This window comes from Kribbella ginsengisoli (assembly GCF_039537185.1).
GTDB classification, from domain to species: domain Bacteria; phylum Actinomycetota; class Actinomycetes; order Propionibacteriales; family Kribbellaceae; genus Kribbella; species Kribbella koreensis.
In genome coordinates, this window is the sequence record NZ_BAABAA010000007.1 from 554,006 (window position 1) to 573,512 (window position 19,507).

The 19,507-nt window shown below is 67.5% G+C and carries 24 protein-coding genes; 12 read left to right on the forward strand and 12 right to left on the reverse strand.

Annotation, left to right across the window (positions count from 1 at the left end):
• The first annotated feature begins 73 nt into the window (after positions 1 to 73).
• From ABD768_RS26050 to ABD768_RS26075, 6 genes are all read left to right on the forward strand, one after another.
• The gene (locus ABD768_RS26050; protein WP_343967058.1) at positions 74 to 1,156 is read left to right on the forward strand and encodes a radical SAM protein; all 1,083 of its coding nucleotides are present in this window, start codon (positions 74 to 76) and stop codon (positions 1,154 to 1,156) included.
• Positions 1,153 to 1,311, forward strand: coding sequence for a hypothetical protein (locus tag ABD768_RS26055; RefSeq protein WP_343967056.1), 159 nt, complete (start codon positions 1,153 to 1,155; stop codon positions 1,309 to 1,311). Before ABD768_RS26050 ends, ABD768_RS26055 begins: the two co-directional genes overlap by 4 nt.
• Before the next feature lie 41 nt (positions 1,312 to 1,352).
• A complete protein-coding gene (locus ABD768_RS26060; RefSeq protein WP_343967054.1) occupies positions 1,353 to 1,481 on the forward strand; it encodes an FDLD family class I lanthipeptide in 129 nt (42 codons plus the stop codon).
• A gap of 199 nt (positions 1,482 to 1,680) precedes the next feature.
• Positions 1,681 to 3,024, forward strand: a complete 1,344-nt coding sequence (locus ABD768_RS26065) for a lanthionine synthetase C family protein (protein ID WP_344844875.1) — start codon at positions 1,681 to 1,683, stop codon at positions 3,022 to 3,024.
• A 10-nt stretch (positions 3,025 to 3,034) separates the two neighbouring features.
• Positions 3,035 to 6,103, forward strand: coding sequence for a lantibiotic dehydratase (locus ABD768_RS26070; RefSeq protein ID WP_344844877.1), 3,069 nt, complete (start codon positions 3,035 to 3,037; stop codon positions 6,101 to 6,103).
• On the forward strand, positions 6,100 to 7,989 hold the full coding sequence (locus ABD768_RS26075) for an ABC transporter ATP-binding protein (protein ID WP_344844879.1): 1,890 nt from the start codon (positions 6,100 to 6,102) through the stop codon (positions 7,987 to 7,989). The genes ABD768_RS26070 and ABD768_RS26075 overlap by 4 nt, the downstream gene beginning before the upstream one ends.
• On the opposite strand, the gene ABD768_RS26080 is transcribed toward ABD768_RS26075, so the two are convergent.
• Positions 7,990 to 8,628: a LuxR C-terminal-related transcriptional regulator gene (locus tag ABD768_RS26080; protein WP_344844881.1), complete on the reverse strand. Its 639-nt coding sequence runs from the start codon at positions 8,626 to 8,628 to the stop codon at positions 7,990 to 7,992. It abuts the gene before it with no gap.
• A 147-nt stretch (positions 8,629 to 8,775) separates the two neighbouring features.
• Between ABD768_RS26080 and ABD768_RS26085 the strand changes: the two genes are divergently transcribed.
• Both ABD768_RS26085 and ABD768_RS26090 read left to right on the forward strand, forming a co-directional pair.
• Complete coding sequence (locus ABD768_RS26085; RefSeq protein WP_344844882.1) at positions 8,776 to 9,612, forward strand: alpha/beta fold hydrolase; 837 nt, start codon at positions 8,776 to 8,778, stop codon at positions 9,610 to 9,612.
• A gap of 26 nt (positions 9,613 to 9,638) precedes the next feature.
• Positions 9,639 to 10,121, forward strand: a complete 483-nt coding sequence (locus tag ABD768_RS26090) for a GNAT family N-acetyltransferase (RefSeq protein WP_344845316.1) — start codon at positions 9,639 to 9,641, stop codon at positions 10,119 to 10,121.
• Here ABD768_RS26090 and ABD768_RS26095 read toward each other — a convergent pair.
• Both ABD768_RS26095 and ABD768_RS26100 read right to left on the reverse strand, forming a co-directional pair.
• Entirely contained in the window at positions 10,118 to 10,477 is a 360-nt protein-coding gene (locus tag ABD768_RS26095; protein WP_344844884.1) for a P-loop NTPase family protein, read from the reverse strand. The two genes, ABD768_RS26090 and ABD768_RS26095, sit on opposite strands and share 4 nt — an antisense overlap.
• Before the next feature lie 68 nt (positions 10,478 to 10,545).
• Positions 10,546 to 10,836: a helix-turn-helix domain-containing protein gene (locus ABD768_RS26100; RefSeq protein ID WP_343967037.1), complete on the reverse strand. Its 291-nt coding sequence runs from the start codon at positions 10,834 to 10,836 to the stop codon at positions 10,546 to 10,548.
• 66 nt (positions 10,837 to 10,902) lie between these two features.
• Between ABD768_RS26100 and map the strand changes: the two genes are divergently transcribed.
• Complete coding sequence (gene map / locus ABD768_RS26105) at positions 10,903 to 11,673, forward strand: type I methionyl aminopeptidase (RefSeq protein WP_344844886.1); 771 nt, start codon at positions 10,903 to 10,905, stop codon at positions 11,671 to 11,673.
• A gap of 9 nt (positions 11,674 to 11,682) precedes the next feature.
• Here map and folK read toward each other — a convergent pair whose 3' ends face one another.
• On the reverse strand, positions 11,683 to 12,189 hold the full coding sequence (gene folK, locus ABD768_RS26110; protein WP_344844889.1) for a 2-amino-4-hydroxy-6-hydroxymethyldihydropteridine diphosphokinase: 507 nt from the start codon (positions 12,187 to 12,189) through the stop codon (positions 11,683 to 11,685).
• 54 nt (positions 12,190 to 12,243) lie between these two features.
• Entirely contained in the window at positions 12,244 to 13,146 is a 903-nt protein-coding gene (locus tag ABD768_RS26115) for an NADP-dependent oxidoreductase (protein ID WP_344844892.1), read from the reverse strand.
• Between the two features lie 177 nt (positions 13,147 to 13,323).
• Between ABD768_RS26115 and ABD768_RS26120 the strand changes: the two genes are divergently transcribed.
• Positions 13,324 to 13,926: an HD domain-containing protein gene (locus ABD768_RS26120; RefSeq protein ID WP_344844894.1), complete on the forward strand. Its 603-nt coding sequence runs from the start codon at positions 13,324 to 13,326 to the stop codon at positions 13,924 to 13,926.
• A gap of 168 nt (positions 13,927 to 14,094) precedes the next feature.
• Here ABD768_RS26120 and ABD768_RS26125 read toward each other — a convergent pair whose 3' ends face one another.
• Positions 14,095 to 14,868, reverse strand: a complete 774-nt coding sequence (locus ABD768_RS26125; protein WP_344844897.1) for a phosphotransferase — start codon at positions 14,866 to 14,868, stop codon at positions 14,095 to 14,097.
• 95 nt (positions 14,869 to 14,963) lie between these two features.
• The gene (locus ABD768_RS26130; protein ID WP_343967025.1) at positions 14,964 to 15,503 is read right to left on the reverse strand and encodes a hypothetical protein; all 540 of its coding nucleotides are present in this window, start codon (positions 15,501 to 15,503) and stop codon (positions 14,964 to 14,966) included.
• 243 nt (positions 15,504 to 15,746) lie between these two features.
• Here ABD768_RS26130 and ABD768_RS26135 point away from each other — a divergent pair, with 243 nt between their 5' ends.
• Positions 15,747 to 16,283 (forward strand): hypothetical protein, encoded by a 537-nt coding sequence (locus ABD768_RS26135; RefSeq protein ID WP_344844899.1) that lies wholly within the window; start codon positions 15,747 to 15,749, stop codon positions 16,281 to 16,283.
• Between the two features lie 12 nt (positions 16,284 to 16,295).
• On the opposite strand, the gene ABD768_RS26140 is transcribed toward ABD768_RS26135, so the two are convergent.
• Entirely contained in the window at positions 16,296 to 16,697 is a 402-nt protein-coding gene (locus ABD768_RS26140; RefSeq protein WP_343967021.1) for a DMP19 family protein, read from the reverse strand.
• Positions 16,698 to 16,735: 38 nt separating this feature from the next.
• On the opposite strand from ABD768_RS26140, the gene ABD768_RS26145 reads away from it, so the two are divergent.
• Positions 16,736 to 17,134 (forward strand): cytidine deaminase family protein, encoded by a 399-nt coding sequence (locus ABD768_RS26145; protein WP_344844902.1) that lies wholly within the window; start codon positions 16,736 to 16,738, stop codon positions 17,132 to 17,134.
• Between the two features lie 54 nt (positions 17,135 to 17,188).
• On the opposite strand, the gene ABD768_RS26150 is transcribed toward ABD768_RS26145, so the two are convergent.
• The 4 genes from ABD768_RS26150 to ABD768_RS26165 are packed head-to-tail and all read right to left on the reverse strand — an operon-like array spanning position 17,189 to position 19,435.
• The gene (locus tag ABD768_RS26150) at positions 17,189 to 17,590 is read right to left on the reverse strand and encodes an arsenate reductase ArsC (RefSeq protein WP_343967019.1); all 402 of its coding nucleotides are present in this window, start codon (positions 17,588 to 17,590) and stop codon (positions 17,189 to 17,191) included.
• Positions 17,587 to 18,336 (reverse strand): aquaporin, encoded by a 750-nt coding sequence (locus ABD768_RS26155; protein ID WP_343967016.1) that lies wholly within the window; start codon positions 18,334 to 18,336, stop codon positions 17,587 to 17,589. Before ABD768_RS26155 ends, ABD768_RS26150 begins: the two co-directional genes overlap by 4 nt.
• Positions 18,333 to 19,028 carry an arsenate reductase/protein-tyrosine-phosphatase family protein gene (locus ABD768_RS26160; RefSeq protein ID WP_344844904.1) on the reverse strand — a complete coding sequence of 232 codons (696 nt, stop codon included), beginning with the start codon at positions 19,026 to 19,028 and terminating at the stop codon, positions 18,333 to 18,335. The genes ABD768_RS26155 and ABD768_RS26160 overlap by 4 nt, the downstream gene beginning before the upstream one ends.
• A gap of 47 nt (positions 19,029 to 19,075) precedes the next feature.
• On the reverse strand, positions 19,076 to 19,435 hold the full coding sequence (locus tag ABD768_RS26165) for an ArsR/SmtB family transcription factor (protein WP_343967010.1): 360 nt from the start codon (positions 19,433 to 19,435) through the stop codon (positions 19,076 to 19,078).
• Positions 19,436 to 19,507 lie beyond the last annotated feature (72 nt).

Here is a 19,507-nt window from a genome sequence, read left to right on the forward strand (position 1 = left end):
TTTCCCGGCCCGGCCCCCTGTGCCGCACGTTCGGCGACCGCTTCAACTGGTCGTTACGAGCGGAGGGGATGCGATGACAGCCAACGTAGCGGCGCCCAGAGGGATCGTCTGGCAACTCACCTACGCCTGCCCGCTGCGGTGTGTGCACTGCTACACCGAGTCCGGCCGGAGGCCCACCCGTCAGCTGAGCCGGCCCGAGCAGTCGCGCGTCGTCGACGCGATGATCTCCCTGGAGCCGTACGAGATCAGCCTCGGTGGCGGTGAGCCGTTGATCGTGCCGGGCGTCTACGAGCTGGCCGAGCAGATCCGGGCCGCCGATGTCGGGGTCTCGGTCTGGACCAGCGGCTGGACGATCGGCCCGGATCTGATCGACCCGATCCTGGACAGCTTCGACGCGATCCACGTCAGCGTCGACGGCGCCACCGCCGAGATGCACGACGCGATCCGTGGCCGTCGCGGTTCCTTCGACCGCGCGACCCGTGCCCTCGAACTGCTCGGAGCGGGCATCGACGACCGGCGCAGGCGCGGCCAGTGGGTCCCGTACCTGGGGATCGACTGTTGCGTGACCAGGAGCAACTTCGGCCAGCTCCGCCAGTACTGCGGGGAGCTCCTGCACCGCTTCCCCGAGGTCACCGTGGCCAATCTCGATGCCTGTCTGCCGAACGGACTGGCCAGCCGTGCCGGATTCGCCGAGCACGAACTTCTCACCGAACAGTTGTGCGCCGAGCTGACCAGTGACGAACTGGGTGCCGAACTGCGCTCACTGGCGCCGCGTGGCGTGACGCTCGGGCTCGACGCCTACCAGGCCTGGCGCCCGTCGGCGGACAACCTCCAGCCGGAGACCGGCTTCATGGAGGTGGAGGCCGACGGCAGCGTGCGGGTGTACCCGTTCCTCGAGTGGACGGCCGGCAGTCTGCTGACCGAATCCGCCGCGGAGGTCTGGGCGCGGGTGCACGAGTACCGCCGCGATCCCTTCCTCGCCGAGGTGTTCGCCTCGGTGACCGACATGACCGGCTGGGCGGTTGCCGTCCGCCGGCTCGACGAGCACTTCGGTTCGGGTGAGACGCAGCAGCGGATCGCCCGCAGGCCGGAGTTCATTGCGTTGCCGGCAGTTCCTGCTCCGGCGGCGGACCGACACCTCAAGGAGAAGGTATGACCACAGCAGTCCTCGACGACTTCGACCTCGATCTGCGGATCGACGACGCCATCAGGCCGGAGCGTCACCCCGACCCGACCCAGACGTCCTGCGAATGCAGCTTCCGAACGCTCTGTCCGGAGTGCACGACCAAGGGCGACCGCTGCACCGCCTGACCTGAGCAGCCTGCCGGCCACCAACAAGACAAGGAGAAACCATGACGACAGCCATCCTCGACGACTTCGACCTGGATCTGCGGATCGACGAAGCGATGCAGCCGACCCGCCACCCGGATCCGACCCAGACGTCCTGCGACTGCAGCGTCCGGTCCAACTGCTGCGGCTAGGCGACCCAAGAGAAGGCCGCCGGGCGCCATCCGCCCGCACGGGGTGGAGCCCGGCGGTCCACCACCCACAGCCTCGCCTCACCCGGGACTGACGCGCAAGGAGAGAACAGATGACCACCTCGACGCTCGACGAGTTCGACCCCGACCTCCACCTCGTGGACCCGGCGTGGCGCGGCGGACGGCGGAAGGCCGGGCTCCGATGACACAGCAGGCGGTGCGTGCCGCCGATGGTCACACGTCGGGGCGGAGGTGGCGGCCGGTCGTGTCCGGGGTGCTTGCGGAGAGGGCCGGGCGTCGGGCATTGGAGGTCGCCGGGCTGGTTCGGCAGGTGGTGGCGGGGGATCCGGAGTACGCCGGTGGGCTCGAAGGCACGGCTGGAGCGGCGGTGCTGTTCGGGCAGCTGGACCGGATCCATCCGGACCAGGGCTGGGACGTCGCGGCGCACGAATGCGTCAAGCTGTCGGTGCGCGAGATCGAAGAGACGGCGAACACCGAGCCGGGCTTGTTCAACGGGCTCGGCGGTCTCGCCTTCACCGCCTGGTCGTTGTCCCGCGGCGGCACCCGGTACGCCGGACTGCTGGCCGGCTTGGACGACCGCGTGACCCGTGGTGCTGTCCGCCTGGCCGAGGAGTTCACGGCCAAGCCCTACGACCGGCCGATCGTGGAGTACGACGTCATCTCCGGGCTGTCCGGGATCACCGGCTATCTCCTGCTCCGCAAGGACGAACCGGCCGTTGCCGAGGCCCTGCCGAAGATCCTCGAAGCCCTGGTCGCATTCTGCGGCATCGGACCCGGCGGACCGAACTGGTTCGTCTCACCGGAGACGCTCGGCCCGGCCATGCTGTCCGATATCTTCCCGGCCGGCATGTACAACCTCGGACTCGCGCACGGCATCCCCGGCCCGCTTGCGCTGCTGGCTCTGGCGTACGACGCCGGCCAGCGGGTCGACGGGCAACTGGAGGCGATCGAGCGAGTGGCCCACTGGCTGGTCGACCAACGGTGCGACGACGAGTGGGGACCGGGCTGGTCGATCGGAGCGGAGCGCGAGCCGACTCCACGTCACGCTGCCCACAACGCGTGGTGCTACGGCAGCGCCGGAGTCGCCCGAGCGCTCTGGCTGGCGGGACGGGCCACTGGTGACGACCGGCTGCGCGCCGAGGCGCTAGAGACGATGGACGGCATCTACCGCCGCCCTTCGAACGTCCGGGGCATCGACAACTCGCCAGGGCTGTGCCACGGCGTCGGCGGGTTGCTCCAGCTGACCTCGCTGTTCGCCGCCGAGACCGCGACCGCCGGCGATGTCGCAGTACCGGCTGAGGTCACGGCGGCCGGAGCGTTCGAAGCGGAGGCTGCCGGGCAGGTCGAGCGGTTGCTGGAGCTCTTCGATCCTGAGCTGCGTACCGGGTACTACGCGCTGGAGACCGAGGGTGCCCGGAACGAGAGCGTCGGTCTGCTGGATGGTGCCGCGGGAGCGGCGCTGGCATTGCTCGCGGCGACGACCGCGGTGGATCCGGTGTGGGACCGGCTCCTGTTGATGGCCTGAGGGAGGCGTCGTGAGCAAGGGACTGTACGAACCGCTGGACTGGGTGATGGTGCGCACGCCGTTGCTACCGGTCGAGGACTACCTGACCTTGACGGGTGGATCGATCCCGACCGCGCCGGGGACCGCGCTGCCGTCCGACCCACAGATCCAGCGAGCGCTGGCCGTCGGTGCGGGCGATCTCTTCCAGGCGTTGGAGAAGCCCGCTACCGACGTCAAGTCCGCACGGCGCCTCAACAGCAGCTTGTTGCGCTACCTGATCAGGATGTCCGCGCGGCCGACCCCCTTCGGCACTTTCGCCGGCGTGGCGGTAGCCGAGTGGGGTGACCACACAGACCTCTTCATGGACGCCGAGGCAGCCCGGCCACGCACCAGACCGGACATGGGCTGGCTACTAGGCCTGGTCGCCGACCTGGAGAAGCGTCCCGAGGTACGGGCCGGTCTGCGCTGGTACGCCAACCCAGCGGCCTGCATCCGGGCCGACCGCCTCTTCCTGACCGAGCGAGCCGTCATCGACGATGCCAGCGAGGCAGCACGCGCGATCAACCTCCGTGCGACACCGGCAGTCCGTACTGCGCTCAGCACCGCCCACAAGCCAGTCCCGTACGCCGAACTGCTCTGCGCTCTCACTGCCGGCGGTGCCCCGCCAGAGAAGGTAGAGCCGTTCCTCGCTCAACTGTGGGAGCAGACAGTCCTCCTCACCGAGCTACGGCCGCCCCTGACTGTCCCCGAGCCGGCCCGCTACGTCGCCGACCTCCTGCGCGCTGTCCCCGCGGCAGCAGAGGAAGCAGCAGCCCTGACAGACCTGCTGGACGAGCTGGCCGAGTGGGACCGGCTGGACCCTGAGCAGGCCGTCGCTGGGTACGCCAAGCTGGTCGCGAGGGCCCGGACGATCTACGAGGGGCCGGCCGAGAAGGGACCCTTCCAGACTGATCTGGCACTGGCACCGGTCGGCAAGAAGGTCAACCAGGAGATCGCCGACGAGGCCGCGCGCATGGCCGAGTTGCTGCTGCGACTGTCACCGCACCCGCGAGGTACGGGTGCGCTGAAGAAGTACCGCAACGACTTCCAGGAGCGGTACGGGCAGGACCGCGAAGTACCGCTGCTGGAGCTGCTCGATCCCGAACTGGGGCTGGGCTCGCCGGACCATGAGGGTGACGACCACCACGACCATGACCACGGTGGGCGCGAGCGTTTGCTGACTGAGCTGGCGCTGGATGCGATCAAGGACGGCCGACTGGTCGTCGAGCTGTCCCAGGAGCTACTGGACAAGCTCAGCTCCGACGACTTCGAGCCCGAGCGGTCCCCGTCGTCGTTGGACGTCGTGGTGCTCGTCGCGGCCACCTCTGCCGAGGCCCTGGACACCGGCGACTTCCAGCTGGTGGTCGGCCCGAACCTAGCCAGCGGTTCGGCAGGCCGGGTGCTCGGCCGGTTCGCCGACCTGATCGGCGAACCGGCCTTGGCGGGCCTCCGTACTGCGGCCGCCGCCGACTCAGAACGCAACCCGGGCAAGCTTTTCGCCGAAATCAGCTACACCTCACGTTATGCGCGCAGCAACAACGTGGCGATCCGGCCGCTGGTCCGGGAGCGCGAGGTTGCCTTCGGTCTGACCCCCAGTGCTCCTGAAGAGCAGCAGCTACGGGTGGACGAGCTTGTCGTCGCGGTGCAACACGACCGGCTCGTCATCCGGCACCAGGGACGTGAGGTGGTGCCGTCCGCCGGCCACATGCTCAACGCGATGGGCGCACCCGATGTCGTGCGCTTCCTGGACGAGGTGAGCCGGGACGGTCGCGCGATGACCGGCAGCTTCGACTGGGGACCGGTTGCGCGGTTCCCGTTCCTGCCGCGGCTCCAGGTCGGGCGGCTGGTGCTCGCTCCGGCGGTCTGGCGGCTGGACCCGGGAGTGCTCGCCACCGAGTCGGCAGAGGTCTTCGCTGCTGCCTTCAAGACCTGGCAGGCCCGGTGGAACGTGTCGCGGCGGGTGTACTTCGGTTCGTCGGACAACCGCCTGCTGCTGGACCTCGACGACCCCAACCACGTGGCTCAGCTGTTCGAGCAGGCTCACAAGGGCAAGGAGACAATCCGGCTCCTCGAGGCGCTCCCAGGGCCGGACCAGGCCTGGGTAGCCGGCAGCAACGGCACATACCTCAGCGAGCTCGTCGTACCGGTCGTATTGCGGGAAGCCGTGCAGGAGCACCACGTAGTACGGCGTTCTCCTGTTGTTGTCGACTCCAAGCGGTCGTACTTGCGGCCGCCAGGTAGCGACTGGCTCTACGCGAAGCTGTACGTGCTGCCGACGTACGAGGACGACTTGGCGGCCGGGCCCGTCCGTGAGTTCAGTGCGCGAGCATTGGCCGACCGCACGGCCGACTCGTGGTTCTTCATGCGGTACGCCGACCCCGAGCCGCATCTACGGGTCCGTTGGCATGGCGACCCCGCAGTACTGGCCAGCGAGCTCGCACCGAAGTTGCTTGCTTGGGGAGCTGAGTTGGTTGAGGGCGGCTACCTGCAGCGGTTCGCTTTGGACACCTACGACCAAGAGGTCGAGCGGTACGGCGGCCCTGCCGGGATGGAGTTGGCAGAGCGCCTCTTCGAGGCCGACAGCATCGCCGCGGCCGAGCTGCTGGAGCTCCGCGCGAACAGGCAACTCGACAACGACCGGACCCTGCTCGGGGTCTACACCGTCGATCACCTGCTCGCCTCACTCGGCCTGGCGCCGGATGAGCGGGAGCTGAACTGCAGGGAGCGGGTCAGGGATCGCAAGGCCACGTCGGAGGAGTTCCGGGAGAAGCAGCGGGAGCTGCGGACGGTACTAGGCGATCCGAACTGGCTCGATCCGGCTGCGGCCGAGGTGCTGGCGCGGCGAGCCGCGAAGGTGTCAGAGATCGCACGCCAGCTTGACGAGTTGAGCCAGCGAGGAGAGCTGAGCACCACGAAGTACGACCTGGCCAGGAGCTTTGTGCACATGCATTGCAACCGCTACCTGGGTTGCGGTCATCCGCCCGAGCAGCGTGTGCTGGGCCTGCTCGTGAGGACCAGGGAGAGCCTCGCCCGGGCGCCGTGGCGAGAGCCGCGCAGGTGACGACGGCGCGGCCGCTGGTCGGCATCCAGGACCTGGCGACTCCTGACTGGGCGCTGGCCAGCCAGGAAGCCTCCCGCTCCGGCATGTGGAAGGTGTTGTCGTCGCTGCCATCAGCTGCTCGGCTAGTGCTGCGGTTGGCCTGGCGAGCGTCCCCTTGGATGACAGTCGTGGCCGCTGTACTCGCGGTGGCCAGCGGCTGCGCGACTGCCTTTGGTCTCCTTGCCACTGCCGACGTACTGACTGCCCTGCTGGCAGGCGGACCCACACCGGATCGTCTGACCGATGCGCTGCCCGCCGTACTGACTGTGGTGTCGCTGTTCTCGGCCCGTGCGGTGCTGGAGGCCGCCGAAGGCGCAGTACATGCCGTGCTCCGTGCGCGAGTCCATCAGACCGCGCAGCTGGAGCTACATGAGGCGGTGGTCGGAGTCGACCTGATCGCCTTCGAGGACAGCGAGTTCCTGGAAATCCTCCGGCAGGCCCAGGACGACGGCGTCCGCAACATCGAGACCAGCGTCAAGGCGATCGCCGACCTCGCCGGCGCCGCCATTCAGCTGGCTGCAGCAGTCACCGCCACTGGCTTGCTGCACCCGCTGCTGGCGCCGCTCGTGGTCGTGACCGTGCTGCCTGAGGCCTGGGCGGCGACCAGGGCCGCACGGCTCGCACACCAGTCCTTCCTGGACATGGTGGCGGAGCGGCGGAGTCAGGCGATCGCCAGCGAGCTGATCATCGATCGCAAGACAGCTGCGGAGCTACGGGCTTGTACGGCCGGTCCGGCCCTATTGACCGAGTACCTTCGGATCACCGCGCTCCTGACGGCAGAGAACCAGCGAGTCGAGATGGCGCGGTCGAAAGTACAACTGCTCGGCCGAGCTGCCCGTGGGGTCGGGACCGGGGCAGGGTTCGCAGTACTCGGATGGATGCTCTATGACGGGGCCCTGCCGCTCGCACTCGCCGGTACTGCGGTAGTGGCGATGCGGATGGCTGCGTCGACTCTGACGCGGTCAGTGCACGTGGTGAACCAGTTGTACGAGAACACGCTCTACATTGAGCTGTTCACCGCCCTACTGGAGCAGGCGAGGCGGCGGACTCGTCCACCGACCGATGCACAGGCACCTGGCGATCCTGAGGAGTTCGTGCTCGAGCAGGTCGAGTTCAGCTACCCGGGGCAGGCCGAGCCCGCGTTGCGGGACATCAGCCTGACCATCCGGAAGGGCCAGACGATCGCGTTCGTCGGCGAGAACGGGTCCGGCAAGACGACCCTGGTCAAGGTGCTGACCGGGCTCTACCAGCCGACCGCCGGACGGGTGCGCTGGAACGGTACCGATCTTGCGACGGTCGAGGCGGATTCGGCGTACGAGCAGATCGCCGTCGTTCTGCAGGAACCCGCGCGGTGGCCGATGTCGGCTCACGACAACATCCGGATCGGGCGGCTCGAACGGGCCGACCCGGATGGTCTGGCGCTGACCGCGGCGATCAACGCGTCAGGCGCGGACACGGTGATCGATGGGCTGCCGGCTGGTGGCGAGACCGTCTTGTCGCGTCAGTTCAGCAACGGCCGGGATCTGTCCGGTGGCCAATGGCAACGTATCGGCGTGGCCCGCGGGCTCTACCGCGACGCGCCGATCCTGATCGCCGACGAGCCCACCGCCGCGCTGGACGCCCGCGCCGAGCAAGCCGTGTTCGAGTCGCTGCGCAGGCTGAGCGACGGTGGGCGGACGACACTGCTGATCACGCACCGGCTCGCGAACGTCCGGCATGCCGATCTGATCGTGGTGATGGAGAACGGCCGGATCGTCGATCACGGCGACCATGGTGAGCTGATCAGGCGCGATGGGCCGTACGCCGAGCTCTACAACCTGCAGGCGGCGGCGTGCCAGCCGGTCTGACTACCAGCCTGCCTGGCGGGCGAGGATGACCGCGTCCGCGCGTGAGGCGACCTGGAGTTTTCCGAAGATGACCGAGAGGTGGTTGCTGATCGTTTTCGGGGCGAGGGTCAGGCGGCGGGCGATGGCGGAGTTGGGCAGGCCTTCGACCACGAGGCTGAGGACTTCGCGTTCGCGGGCGGTCAGGTCGGGGAGGTCGGTTCGTACGGTCGGGACCGGCAGCAGGAGTTCTGCGAGGCGGGCGGCGAACGGCGGGCCTAGTACTACGTCGCCGGCCGCGACTCCGCAGATCGCGCGGGTGATCTGTTCGGGGGATGCGTTCTTGCGGATGTAGCCGCCGGCGCCGGCCTGGAGGGCGGAGACGATCGCGGCGTCCTCGTCGGCCATGGTGAACACCAGGACGCGCGCTCCGCAGCGGCGGATCTCGGTGATCGCGGCGACGCCGCCCAGGTCCAGGTCGATGACCACGACGTCGGGGCGATGGACCGTCACCGCCCGGACTGTGTCGCGGGCGTTGTCGGCATCGGCTAGTACGCGGTAGCGGGTTTGGGTGCTGAGCATCGCGCGCAGGCCGCCGCGGATGACCGGGTGTCCGTCCGCGACGACGACCGACACCGGCGGCTCTGCCGGGTCTGCGTCCATCGAGAGTTCCACCACTGTTCCAGTGAACCGTTCTGGGTCGTGCCTGCTGCCTTCCCGGCGGACACCGTTGAGGGACGGGGGTGCTGCCCCATCGGGTACGACGTAATCCGGTTGCCCGGTGCGGAGGTGGCTGACAGGGTCGGCGGTATGCCTACCTTCGTTGCGCCTGACGGGACCAAGCTGGCCTACCACGTGGCCGGCGACGGGGCGCCGGTTGTTTGCTTGCCGGGCGGGCCTATGCAGGCTTCGGAGTATCTCGGGGAGCTTGGTGGGCTTGGGGAGTACCGGACTTTGGTGATGCTGGATTTGCGGGGGTCGGGGGCTTCCGAAGTACCGGCTGACGCGGATTCGTACCGGTGTGATCGGCAGGTTGAGGACGTCGAGGCGTTGCGCGAGCAGCTGGGGCTGGAGCAACTGGATTTGCTGGGGCACTCGGCTGGGGCCAACTTGGCGGTTCTGTATGCGACTCGCTACCCGTCGCGCATCCGCAAGCTCCTGCTGATCACGCCCAGCGTGTACGCGGCCGGCCTCACGATCAGCGCCGAGACGCGGCTGGCGCAGGCTCGGTTGCGGGAGGGTGAGGCGTGGTTCGCTTCGGCGTACCGGGCGTTGGAGGCGGTCAGCGCAGGAGATCACGCGGCGAAGAACTGGGCGGCGCTGGCGCCGTTTTCCTACGGGCGTTGGGATGCGGCTGCTCAAGCGCATCAGGCCGCGGAGGATGCTCAGCGCAACGTTTCGGCGGCGCGGATCTACGGGGCCGAGGGGGCGTACACACCGCACTCCACCCGCGCCGCGCTCGCGACCTTCCCAGCGCCTGTACTTCTGACAGCCGGCCAATTTGACCTGGGAGCGCCGCCCGCGACCGTCGCCGAGTTCGCTGATTTGTTTGCTGATGGCACCTTCATCGAACACCCGGCCGCCGGCCACTTCCCCTGGCTGGACGACCCCGCCGCTTTCACCTCCGTCTTGAGGAACTTCCTGTGACCTGGCCCGTACTGACCGGCCCGCGGGTGACTCTAAAGGTTCTCACCATGGCTGACGTCGACGCGTGGATGGCCGGCGACGACGAGGAACAACAGCGCTGGTTCGAGGCCCCCGGCCCCGCCCCACGCGAGAACGTCGTCCGTCACGTCGAACAGTCCCGCAACTCCTGGGCGACGTCAGGATCCAAGCGCCATTGGGCAATCTGGCTGGACGACATCCTTGCCGGAGGCATCGACATCGCGAACCGCGGCAGCGGCGACGCCTACCTGTCCTACGTAGTCTTCCCACCCAGTCGCCGCCAGGGCGTCGCCACCGAGTCGATCCCCCTGGTCACCACCTGGGCCTTCACCACCTGGCCGATCACCCGAGCCGTCGCCATCATCGACGAACTCAACACCGCCTCCCGCGCGACCGCCGAACGCACCGGCTTCCACTTCGAAGCCGCAGCCGACCCCACAGAGCACACCGAATCCGGCCACATGCTCCGGTACGTCCTACCCCGCCCCTAGATCGGTCGCTCGACCTTGCCCCCGGTGTACCAGGCGAGGTCGGTGATGATGCGGTTCACTGTGTCGTCCAGGGAGCTGGACGAGCCAATGGTTTTCTCGTCCGGTACGCCGAGGAAGTCGTCCGGCTGGTACCACTCGCGCATCTGCTCGACCGTCACCTCAGCCGCCAACGGCTTGGTCAGATGCCGCCGAGCCGTCTCGTCGAACGGGATCTGGAAGTAGTACACGCCGGTGACCCCCACGTGATCCGCGACGAGCCGGCGCAGCATCTCGCCGTAGTGCGGCTCGTACAGACCGCCTTCCAGTACTACGTGATATCCACTGTCCAGCGCATACCGCGCAGCCAGGTCGATCAACCCGACATTCGGAGCGCCGTCCCAGGGGTGCTCGCGCAGCAGACGACGCCTCCGACGAAATGCGGCGACTACGAGGCGATGCGCTCGCGGGTGGGGGCTGGACCGGCGTGGGGCTCGGGTGGGTTGATTTCGGCCCAGACGGCGTCGAGGGAGAGGCCGAGGACGTCGGCGATGGCGGCTATGGTCGGGAAGGCGGGGGTGGCGACCCGGCCGGTCTCGATCTTGCGGAGGGTTTCGGGGGAGACGCGAGCGTCGAGTGCCGTCTCGAGCATCGAGCGCTCGCCCCGGGCACGACGCAGCAGAGCGCCGAGGCGTTGTCCGCGTTCGACCTCTCCGGGGGTGAGCGGCAGTCTGACCATGATCCAATGATAGTACCGGGATACTATTACCGGGATAGTTATTGGTTGCGTGATGAAGGGCCCCACATGATCGAGATCCTGACCCCCAGCGAACTGACCCGAGCCAAGGACACCGGCGCCCTGGTCGCCGACATCCTGCAGACGGCGAAGAGCAAGACCACGGTCGGGACCAACCTGCTGGAGATCGACCAGTGGGCGCACACCATGATCGACGAGGCCGGCGCCCAGTCCTGCTACGTCGACTACGAGCCGTCCTTCGGGCGTGGCCCGTTCGGACACTACATCTGTACTTCCGTCAACGACGCCGTGCTGCACGGACTGCCGTTCGACTACTCCCTAGCCGATGGCGACCTGGTCACCCTCGACCTCGCCGTCCTGCTCGGTGGAGTCGCCGCGGACTCGGCGATCAGCTTCATCGTCGGCGACTCGAAGCCGGCCGAGAGCGTCGCGCTGATCGAGGCGACCGAGCGAGCACTGGCCGCTGGGATCGCTGCGGCCAAACCTGGCGCACGTATCGGCGACCTGTCCCACGCCATCGGTACGGTCCTCAGCGCGGCCGGATACCCGATCAACACCGAGTTCGGCGGCCACGGCATCGGCTCGACGATGCACCAGGATCCGCACATCTCGAACACCGGCCGCGCCGGCCGCGGATACAAGCTCCGCCCCGGCCTGCTCCTCGCCCTCGAGCCCTGGGTGATGATCGACACCGACGAACTCGTCACCGACGACGACGGCTGGACCCTCCGCAGCGCCACCGGCTCCCGCACGGCCCACAGCGAACACACCATCGCCATCACCCCCGACGGAGCCGAAATCATCACGCTCCCGAGGTAACGAGGGCAGCTATCGGAGTGGCGGGCCGGGTCGTACGGTCGGTACGTCCGCGGCGACCTCGTCGGTCTTCAGCAGGTCGGTGATCGCGCCGTGGCCGGCCAGCTCGACCTCTGGCGCGATCTCCGCGAGCGGCACCAGCACGAACGCCCGCAGGTGCGCACGAGGATGCGGGAGGGTCAGTACCGGATCATCCTGGACGACCTGCTCATCGCCGTCCCACACCGCGATCACGTCGACGTCCAAGGTCCGTGGCCCGAACCTCCGCTCAGGATCCCGCACCCGCCCGCCGGCCTGCTCGAGCCCGTGCGCCAACTCGAGCCAGCCACCCGCCGTCACATCACCCTCGACCAGAACCACCGCGTTCAGGTACTCAGGCTGATCCGGATCCCCCCACGGCGGTGTCCAGTAACTCCCGGACACCTCCACCAGATACTCGTCGAGCCCATCCAACGCCTTGCGCAGGTTGGCTTCCTGGTCGCCCAGATTGGAGCCCAAGGCAAGCACCGCACGCGTCATCCCATCGCCTCCACCACTCGCCGGTCGTCCGGCAAGTGTCTCAGCACGGGGATGTCAGTCCTCGGTGACCTTGATGATCGTCCGGCCGCGGGCGGCGAAGGCGTCGGGAGCTTCGTCGAGCGGGCGGACGCTGTTGACCAGCGGGGTCACGCGGCCGTCGCGGAGCCGGGTCGCCAGTTGGATCAGCTGGTCGCGGTTCGGCTCGACTACGAAGTACAGGGCACGGCCGCCGGCGGGCTGGACGGTCGGCGGTTCGGCGATCGTGACGAGAGTGCCACCGGGTCGTACCAGCGCCGTGGAGCGGGTGAGGACCTCGCCGCCGATCACGTCCAGTACGACGTCGACCGGGCCGGCCTTCTCCAGCTCCTCGACGGTGACGAACTTGTGGACGCCCAACTGCTTGGCGCGGTCCTCGTCGGCGGCACGGCCGGTACCGATGATCTCGGCGCCGATCTCCCGGGCCAGCTGTACGGCGAGGGAGCCGACGGCACCGCCGACGCCGTTGATGAGGACGGTCTGGCCTGCCTTCAACTGAGCGTGGTCGTACAGCGCCTGCCAGGCCGTCAGGCCGGAGATCACCAGTGCGGCCGCATCGACGTGCTCGACACCCGCCGGCAGTGGCGCCAGGTTGCGGGCTTCGACTGCGGTGTAGTCCGCGAGCGAACCGTTGCGGGTCCAGTCGGCCAACCCGAAGACCCGCTGCCCCACGGTGAGGCCGGTGGTGCCGACGGGGACCTCGGCGACGACGCCTGAGAGTTCGTGACCGGGGACGCTCGGGGTGCGGTCGCGGCCGGCGCGGTCGGTCCACGTGCCCGGCCAGTCGAGCTCGCCCCGGGTGAAGCCGGCGGCGTGGACTTGCACGATGACGTCGTTCTCGGAGGTGTGCGGGTAGGGCAGCTCGGTCAGGGACAGCCCGGCGACACCGGCCTCGCGATCCCGGACAGCGATGGCACGCATGATGGTCCTCGTGGTAGTCGTTTTCTGCTGGTACCTCCGACGGTACTCACGTGTGGCCCGCCATCAGTGGTCCACCTGCCGACTGTTGCGCTGGGCCAATTCTCGCGGCGAATGGCCCAGCCGGCCGGCCTCCGAATGGACCAGTCGGGCAGGCCTTCCCGGTCGTACCGTCGAAGCATGATCGTTTTGGATGACCTCGTGATCCCCTCCACGACCGCCTCGGCGGCGGCCCTCGAGCTGGCCTCGGCGTACCAGTCGCCGTCTTTGCAGAGCCACTCACACCGCGTCTTCATCTGGGCGGCGGCCTACGCGAGGGAACATGACATCGCGTACGACGCGGAGCTGCTGTTCGTGGCCGCGATGCTCCACGACATCGGCCTGGTCCCCGAGTTCGACAACCACACCCTCTCCTTCGAAGAGGCCGCCGGCCACATAGCCCGAGTCTTCGCCACCGGCGCCGGCTGGCCCGCCGCCCGCCGCGACCGCCTGGCCGAAGTCATCGTCCGCCACATGTGGCCCGAAGTAGACGCAACCACCGACCCCGAAGGCCACCTGATCTCCCGAGCCGCGGCGTTGGACATAGCCGGCAAAAACCCCGACGACTTCACCCCCGCCTTCCGAGCCGAAGTCCTGGCTAAACACCCCCGCCTGAACCTCGTCGAAGAATTCCTGACCTGCTTCAAATCCCAAGCCACCAGAAAACCCACCAGCTCAGCCGCCCGGGCCATCAACTCCAACCTCGATTCCAGAATGCTCACCAACCCCCTCGACGCCAACTGATCCCACGCGCCCCGCTACGCCTCGCTCCTACGTCGCGAGCTACGCCAAGCGCTCCCACCCGCCCTGAAGCGCATGCTGCGCCCGCTTACACAAGAGCACCAGCAAAGCGCCCGTCTGGCGTTTACTGAGCAGCGGCCGGCTGCGGCGGCGGCGGCGAGTAAGGGACGCCTAGGAGCTGGGATAGTTCGCGATGAGGGCTGCTATCCAGGTGTCGTGGTGTTTTTTGATGTAGGCGGCGGCCGGACCCCAATAGTCTGCGTGGCCTTCTGCGTAGAGGCGTGCCCAGGGTTGCTCGCCCGTACGGTGGCCGCGGACCAGCAGTTCGTGCGCTCCCGAAGTACGGGCGGCGATCTGCGCGGGGAACGCCAGCCGCTGCTCTAGGTTCAGTCCGTATCCGTCCGCCAGGGCACGCAATCGCGGGCCGTCGACCTCGACGTCGCCTCCTGCCGCGAACGGTACGAACGCCGTTGCGGCGTACCCGAGATCCCACAGCCGCGTCGACGGCCCGGCGTTGTCCCAGTCGATGAACACCCAGCGCTGGCCGTCGCGGATCAGGTTCCACGGAGCGAGGTCGTTGTGACCGATCAGGTCACCCCCTGAAGGCTCCGGTACCAGCGTCTGCCAAGCGATATCCGGCGGCGCCTGAAAGCTCTCCATCGCATCATGCAGCTCGCGAATCAGCCTGCCCACGCGACGCAACTCGTCCAGCGAGAACGCAGGCATCGTGTCGGCGACAGCACCCGGTACGTACTCGAGAACGTGCCGCCCACGCTCATCCCGGCCCAACGTGCGCGGCGCACCTTCGAAGTCCGCCAGATGCGTGAGCACAGCCTCGACTCCTGCCGTCTGAGCAAGCGACGGCTTCCGCACAGTCGCCCCAACCCGGACGACCTCCGCGGCCACGTTGCCTCCGGTCAACACCTCTTCCATGTCTTCAGACATCTCGCCCACCCACCGCACGCTACGTGACGCAGAACCGCCCCCGGTCGCGCCGACTGATGCGCGACCGGGGGCGGCTGAAAGCAGGTGGTGCTAGATCAGGGTGCGGTCCAGCTGACGGCGTCCAGGTAGACGGCGCCGGTCCAGCCCGGGTTGTCCACCTCCACGCCGATGCCCTCGATGCTGGTGACGGCCGGAATCGTCAGCGTGAACGTGTTCCAGGCGCCCGGCGTGAGGACGATGTGCTGACCGAACCGCTCGATGAACGAGCCGTTGTTGCCGTCCGTCACGTAGCCCTTGGCCTCGATCGGGTGGTTGGCGCTGGCGGGCAGGTACATCTTGAAGGTCACCACCGAGCCGACCCCGATCCCGGTCAGGTCGGAACCCGAACGGTAGCCCGCGTACTGCTCCCCGGTCTGCGGCAACTTCAGCGAGCGGGTGCCGGCGAACTTGTACGTGGTCGACGACGAGATCGACGTCCCGTCCCAGTCGACGGCCCACCCCTGGACGCCACCGCTCTCCCAGCCGAAGCCGCTGTACGCCGCCCAGGCCTGCCCACTACCGGCAGCTACCAGACCCAGCGACAACCCAGCCGCCGCGACGGCTCCGACAATCCGACGTGATCGAAAAAAGCGCATGCCAAATTCCCCCCTCGTTGGATACAACCCCCGTGAGCTTCAGATCGCTCACCGTGCTCGATTTTGCTTGCTCAGCACCGCCCTGGCAAGACCCCACCAAGGGATGAAACGCTTGAATCACAAGCCTTTCGAAGGCAACCACGCCCTCCAACCACCAGGAACCGAGGCCGCGCCACGCGACCACCCCCAACCCTGAAGCCACCCCAACCAACGCCGGCCGACCCATCACCAATACTTGCCCTTATGGGCGACAACCGGCCGAGCGAAAGCACCGAATCCGTGCTCGTCAGGGCAACGGCGTACGGCGCCTGGAAAGGTGCCGTTCTGCCGACGTCGGCCGGACTCGTATTCCTCGGACTAAGCATCGGTCTCAACGAACTCAACCTGATACTCATCGCCTTGGCATTCGTCCTGGCCGGCGCCCTGCGCGCAATGTGGTGGGCCCGAACCTGCTCCACCAGTCAACTGCTCGACCGCGACAACGCACTCGTCTGGACGTACCGCGGCGAGGTCAGAGACACGATCCCGTGGTCAGACCTTCGCCACATCGTTTTCGAACGCGGCTCACGCCAGATCATGTGGTCGCTGGGCACCAAGACCGGCAGACCGTTCCCCCACATCCTGGTGGACTCCCGAACCGACCCCTCACCATCAGGCTTCCGCTATTTCGCCGACCTGATGCTCCTCAACCCCACCGACCTGAAAACCGCAGACCGAAACCTGGCCGAGGCCTGTCGCCACCACGGAATCACCTTCCACGGCGTCGACTCGACCTGGTAGCGGCTTGTCGCCTCAGGTTCGATTGGCGCCGATGGCTTCCGCGAGCCGGGCGTCGGCGCCGGTGGAAACCTCCAACTTGCGGAATCGCTGATCGAATTCACCCAGCGCCGCCTCGAGGGAGTCGCGGCCGATCTTCTCCGCCCGATCATCAGAATCCAGCGCGTACGGTACTCCGAACAGCGCAACGGCCTCACCCAGAAGCTCAGCCCAGCCGGCCCCGAGCAGCCGCGGCAGCCCGGCCACCGCCGTCAACGCGGTGTCCCCACCCCAGTACCGGAAATACGAGTCGAATCCGCCCGAGTTCACTTCCTGCCGGAAATCACAGATCGCCAGCACCTGCCGATCCCGCTCATTCAGCGAGGACCTGTCCTCTTCCGCATACTGCTCGTAAAATTCCCAGACATCAGTAGCCATAAGCCGAACCTACTAGCAACGTTGCTAGGTTCCCGACCATGACCGTCAAAACCAACGACGACCTGATCGCCGCAGCCGCCGCGGTCCTGCACCCTCATCACGTCGACGGCCGAACCTTCGGCGACGTCGCCGCAGCCCTCATCACCGAGGCAGGCAACCTGTACGTCGGCGTCTGCGTCGACACCCCGTGCGGCACCGGCTACTGCGCCGAAACCGCCGCCATCGCCGCCATGGTCACCGCCCGCGAATACGAAATCACCAAAATAGTCGCCGTCTCCCAAGGCCACGAAGGCGTAGTAGCCGTACCGCCCTGCGGCCGCTGCCGAGAATTCATCCGCCAGATAGACCCCGCCAACCTAGACACCGAAGTAGTCCTGAGCCCCCACCAAGCCTCCCCGCTCCGCGATCTCCTCCCGGCCAACGAATGGCCGATCTGAGACATGGTGCTTCCGAACCACGGCCGGACGACCGTCTGGGCCGGACGTCGGTAGTCAGCTGCTCTGGAGTTCGCCGACAAGCTTCTCGACGCGACCGCGAATCTCGTCACGCACCTGGCGTACGACCTCGATCGGCCGGCCGGCCGGATCGGTGAGTTCCCAGTCCTCGTAACGCTTACCAGGAAAGATCGGGCACGCATCGCCACAGCCCATGGTGATGACGACATCGCTCCCGCGAACCGCTTCGGTCTCGAGGAGCTGCGGCACCGCGCCAGTGATGTCGACACCAACCTCCCGCATCGCCTCAACAGCAACAGGATTGATCTGATCGCGCGGCTCCGACCCCGCCGACCGCACCTCAACACTGTCTCCCGCCAAATGACGAAGCCACCCAGCAGCCATCTGGGACCGGCCGGCGTTGTGGACGCAAACGAACAGGACAACTGGCTTGCTCACGTGGTTGCTCCAGTAGTTGTGGTGTCGGTGTGTGGGGTGACGATTTCGTCGGCGGCCCGGCCGGCATCCGGGTACAGGATCGCCAGCAAGCCGACTCCAACGACCGCACCGAAGAGTTGCGCGACGACGAACCCCACCAGGGATCCGGGCGCGATTCCCGCGAAGGTGTCGCTGAAGGCACGGCCGATGCTCACCGCGGGATTGGCGAACGACGTCGACGACGTGAACCAGTACGCCGCGCCGATGTAGGCCCCCACGGCTGCCGGCGCGACCGCTGCGCGACCGGACCACCCGAGCGCGAAGATCAGCACTATGAGTCCGGCCGTGGCGACGATCTCACCGAGCCAGAGATGCCCGGTACTGCGATCGGTGGTCGACCAGGACACAGCGGCCTTGGCGTACATGAGGTTCGCCAGCACGGCTCCGGCGATGGCACCGACGATCTGGGCAGGAACATAGGCAGTCAGCTCTCGCGACGTCAGTCCCGCGCCGGTACGCCGCCCAAGCCACCAGTCGACAGCCGACACGACCGGGTTGAAGTGCGCCCCGGACACCGGCCCCAACATCAGGATCAGCACTCCGAGTCCGAGCGCCGTAGCAAACGAGTTCTCCAACAACTGCAACCCGACATCCCCCGGCGACAACGAAGACGCCGCAATGCCCGACCCGACGACAACAGTCACCAATAGCCCGGTACCAACTGCTTCCGCGACCACTCGTCGCCACAACACCGCCGCGTTGCTCACCTGCGCCCCACCGACTCATCGTGCGAAAGAACAGGCGCCAACCGGTCGATCCGGCCGGCGATCTCGGCGTACGCGGCCTCGAACGCCGCGTCGGTGTCGACCGCCGCGGGATCCGGCACGGCCCAGTGCAGTCGCGGCCGCGACTCGGCCGGGAGGTGCTCGTACGCGATGTCGCACACCGCAACGACGAGGTCGTCTCGCTCGACCACGTCACGCACGTGGGCCGTCCGCCACCCAGCCGGATCAAGACCGTGCTTGCGGGCGACCCGGACGGCGCGGGGATTCGGCTTGGCAGCAGGTTGAGTACCAGCCGACAGAGCCGGGATGTGGCTGCGGCGCGACCAGATCGACGCGGCCAACTGTGAGCGAGCGGAGTTGTGCGTACAGACGAAGACCACTCGCGGCGGCGTCGCCAGCGAGGGGGTGACCACGGACTCCAGCGCCTCGGTCACCAGCCGCACGTACGTACGCCGGCGATCACCCTCAGACCGGGAACGCGCAACCAGGCCGGCCTCCTCGAGCACCTTCAAGTGATGGGCGATGAGGTTCGTCGGCAGATCCAGTACCGCCCCCAGCTCACCGGGAGCGGCATCACCGGCAACCAAGGTGTCGACGATCGCCAGCCGCGCCGGGTCCCCGAGCGCGGCGTGAATCCGCGCTCGCTCAGTCAAGGTCGATCGCTCAGCGTCCATTGACTCAATGATCACTGAGGTATTTCAGGGAGTCAAACCGCCGGCAGCTAAGCCGACGCGCTGGCCGGCGTGGCGAGCAGGGCGGAGATCCATTGCAACCGCTCACGCACCGGCCAGTAGTAGACCCAGGTGCCGCGCCGTTCGCAGTCCACCAGACCAGCCTCACGTAGTACCCGCAGATGATGCGAGATGGTCGGACCACTCACATCGAACGGCGGGGTCAGATCGCACACACAGCTCTCGCCGTCGGCGGACGCGATCATCGACATCAGCCGGAGCCGAATCGGATCGGCCAGCGCCTTGAACACCGCCGCCCCCTCAGCTGCACCCTCAGCATCCAGAGCCGCCTCAGAGATCGGCGCACAGCAACCCCCGGCGACCTGAACGGCGATCTTCTGTTTAGACATACATCTATCTTGACTCCTATCGAATCAAGAGGCAAGGTGGACATCACTGATTAGACGAACATCGAGACAGGA

Coding starts and splice junctions, on each gene's coding strand:
- ABD768_RS26050 (WP_343967058.1), top strand. CDS start 74: ATGACAGCCAACGTAGCGGCGCCCAGAGGGATCGTCTGGCAACTCACC.
- ABD768_RS26055 (WP_343967056.1), top strand. CDS start 1,153: ATGACCACAGCAGTCCTCGACGACTTCGACCTCGATCTGCGGATCGAC.
- ABD768_RS26060 (WP_343967054.1), top strand. CDS start 1,353: ATGACGACAGCCATCCTCGACGACTTCGACCTGGATCTGCGGATCGAC.
- ABD768_RS26065 (WP_344844875.1), top strand. CDS start 1,681: ATGACACAGCAGGCGGTGCGTGCCGCCGATGGTCACACGTCGGGGCGG.
- ABD768_RS26080 (WP_344844881.1), bottom strand. CDS start 8,628: ATGGACGCAGACCCGGCAGAGCCGCCGGTGTCGGTCGTCGTCGCGGAC.
- ABD768_RS26085 (WP_344844882.1), top strand. CDS start 8,776: ATGCCTACCTTCGTTGCGCCTGACGGGACCAAGCTGGCCTACCACGTG.
- ABD768_RS26100 (WP_343967037.1), bottom strand. CDS start 10,836: ATGGTCAGACTGCCGCTCACCCCCGGAGAGGTCGAACGCGGACAACGC.
- map (WP_344844886.1), top strand. CDS start 10,903: ATGATCGAGATCCTGACCCCCAGCGAACTGACCCGAGCCAAGGACACC.
- folK (WP_344844889.1), bottom strand. CDS start 12,189: ATGACGCGTGCGGTGCTTGCCTTGGGCTCCAATCTGGGCGACCAGGAA.
- ABD768_RS26115 (WP_344844892.1), bottom strand. CDS start 13,146: ATGCGTGCCATCGCTGTCCGGGATCGCGAGGCCGGTGTCGCCGGGCTG.
- ABD768_RS26120 (WP_344844894.1), top strand. CDS start 13,324: ATGATCGTTTTGGATGACCTCGTGATCCCCTCCACGACCGCCTCGGCG.
- ABD768_RS26125 (WP_344844897.1), bottom strand. CDS start 14,868: ATGTCTGAAGACATGGAAGAGGTGTTGACCGGAGGCAACGTGGCCGCG.
- ABD768_RS26130 (WP_343967025.1), bottom strand. CDS start 15,503: ATGCGCTTTTTTCGATCACGTCGGATTGTCGGAGCCGTCGCGGCGGCT.
- ABD768_RS26135 (WP_344844899.1), top strand. CDS start 15,747: ATGGGCGACAACCGGCCGAGCGAAAGCACCGAATCCGTGCTCGTCAGG.
- ABD768_RS26140 (WP_343967021.1), bottom strand. CDS start 16,697: ATGGCTACTGATGTCTGGGAATTTTACGAGCAGTATGCGGAAGAGGAC.
- ABD768_RS26145 (WP_344844902.1), top strand. CDS start 16,736: ATGACCGTCAAAACCAACGACGACCTGATCGCCGCAGCCGCCGCGGTC.
- ABD768_RS26160 (WP_344844904.1), bottom strand. CDS start 19,028: ATGGACGCTGAGCGATCGACCTTGACTGAGCGAGCGCGGATTCACGCC.
- ABD768_RS26165 (WP_343967010.1), bottom strand. CDS start 19,435: ATGTCTAAACAGAAGATCGCCGTTCAGGTCGCCGGGGGTTGCTGTGCG.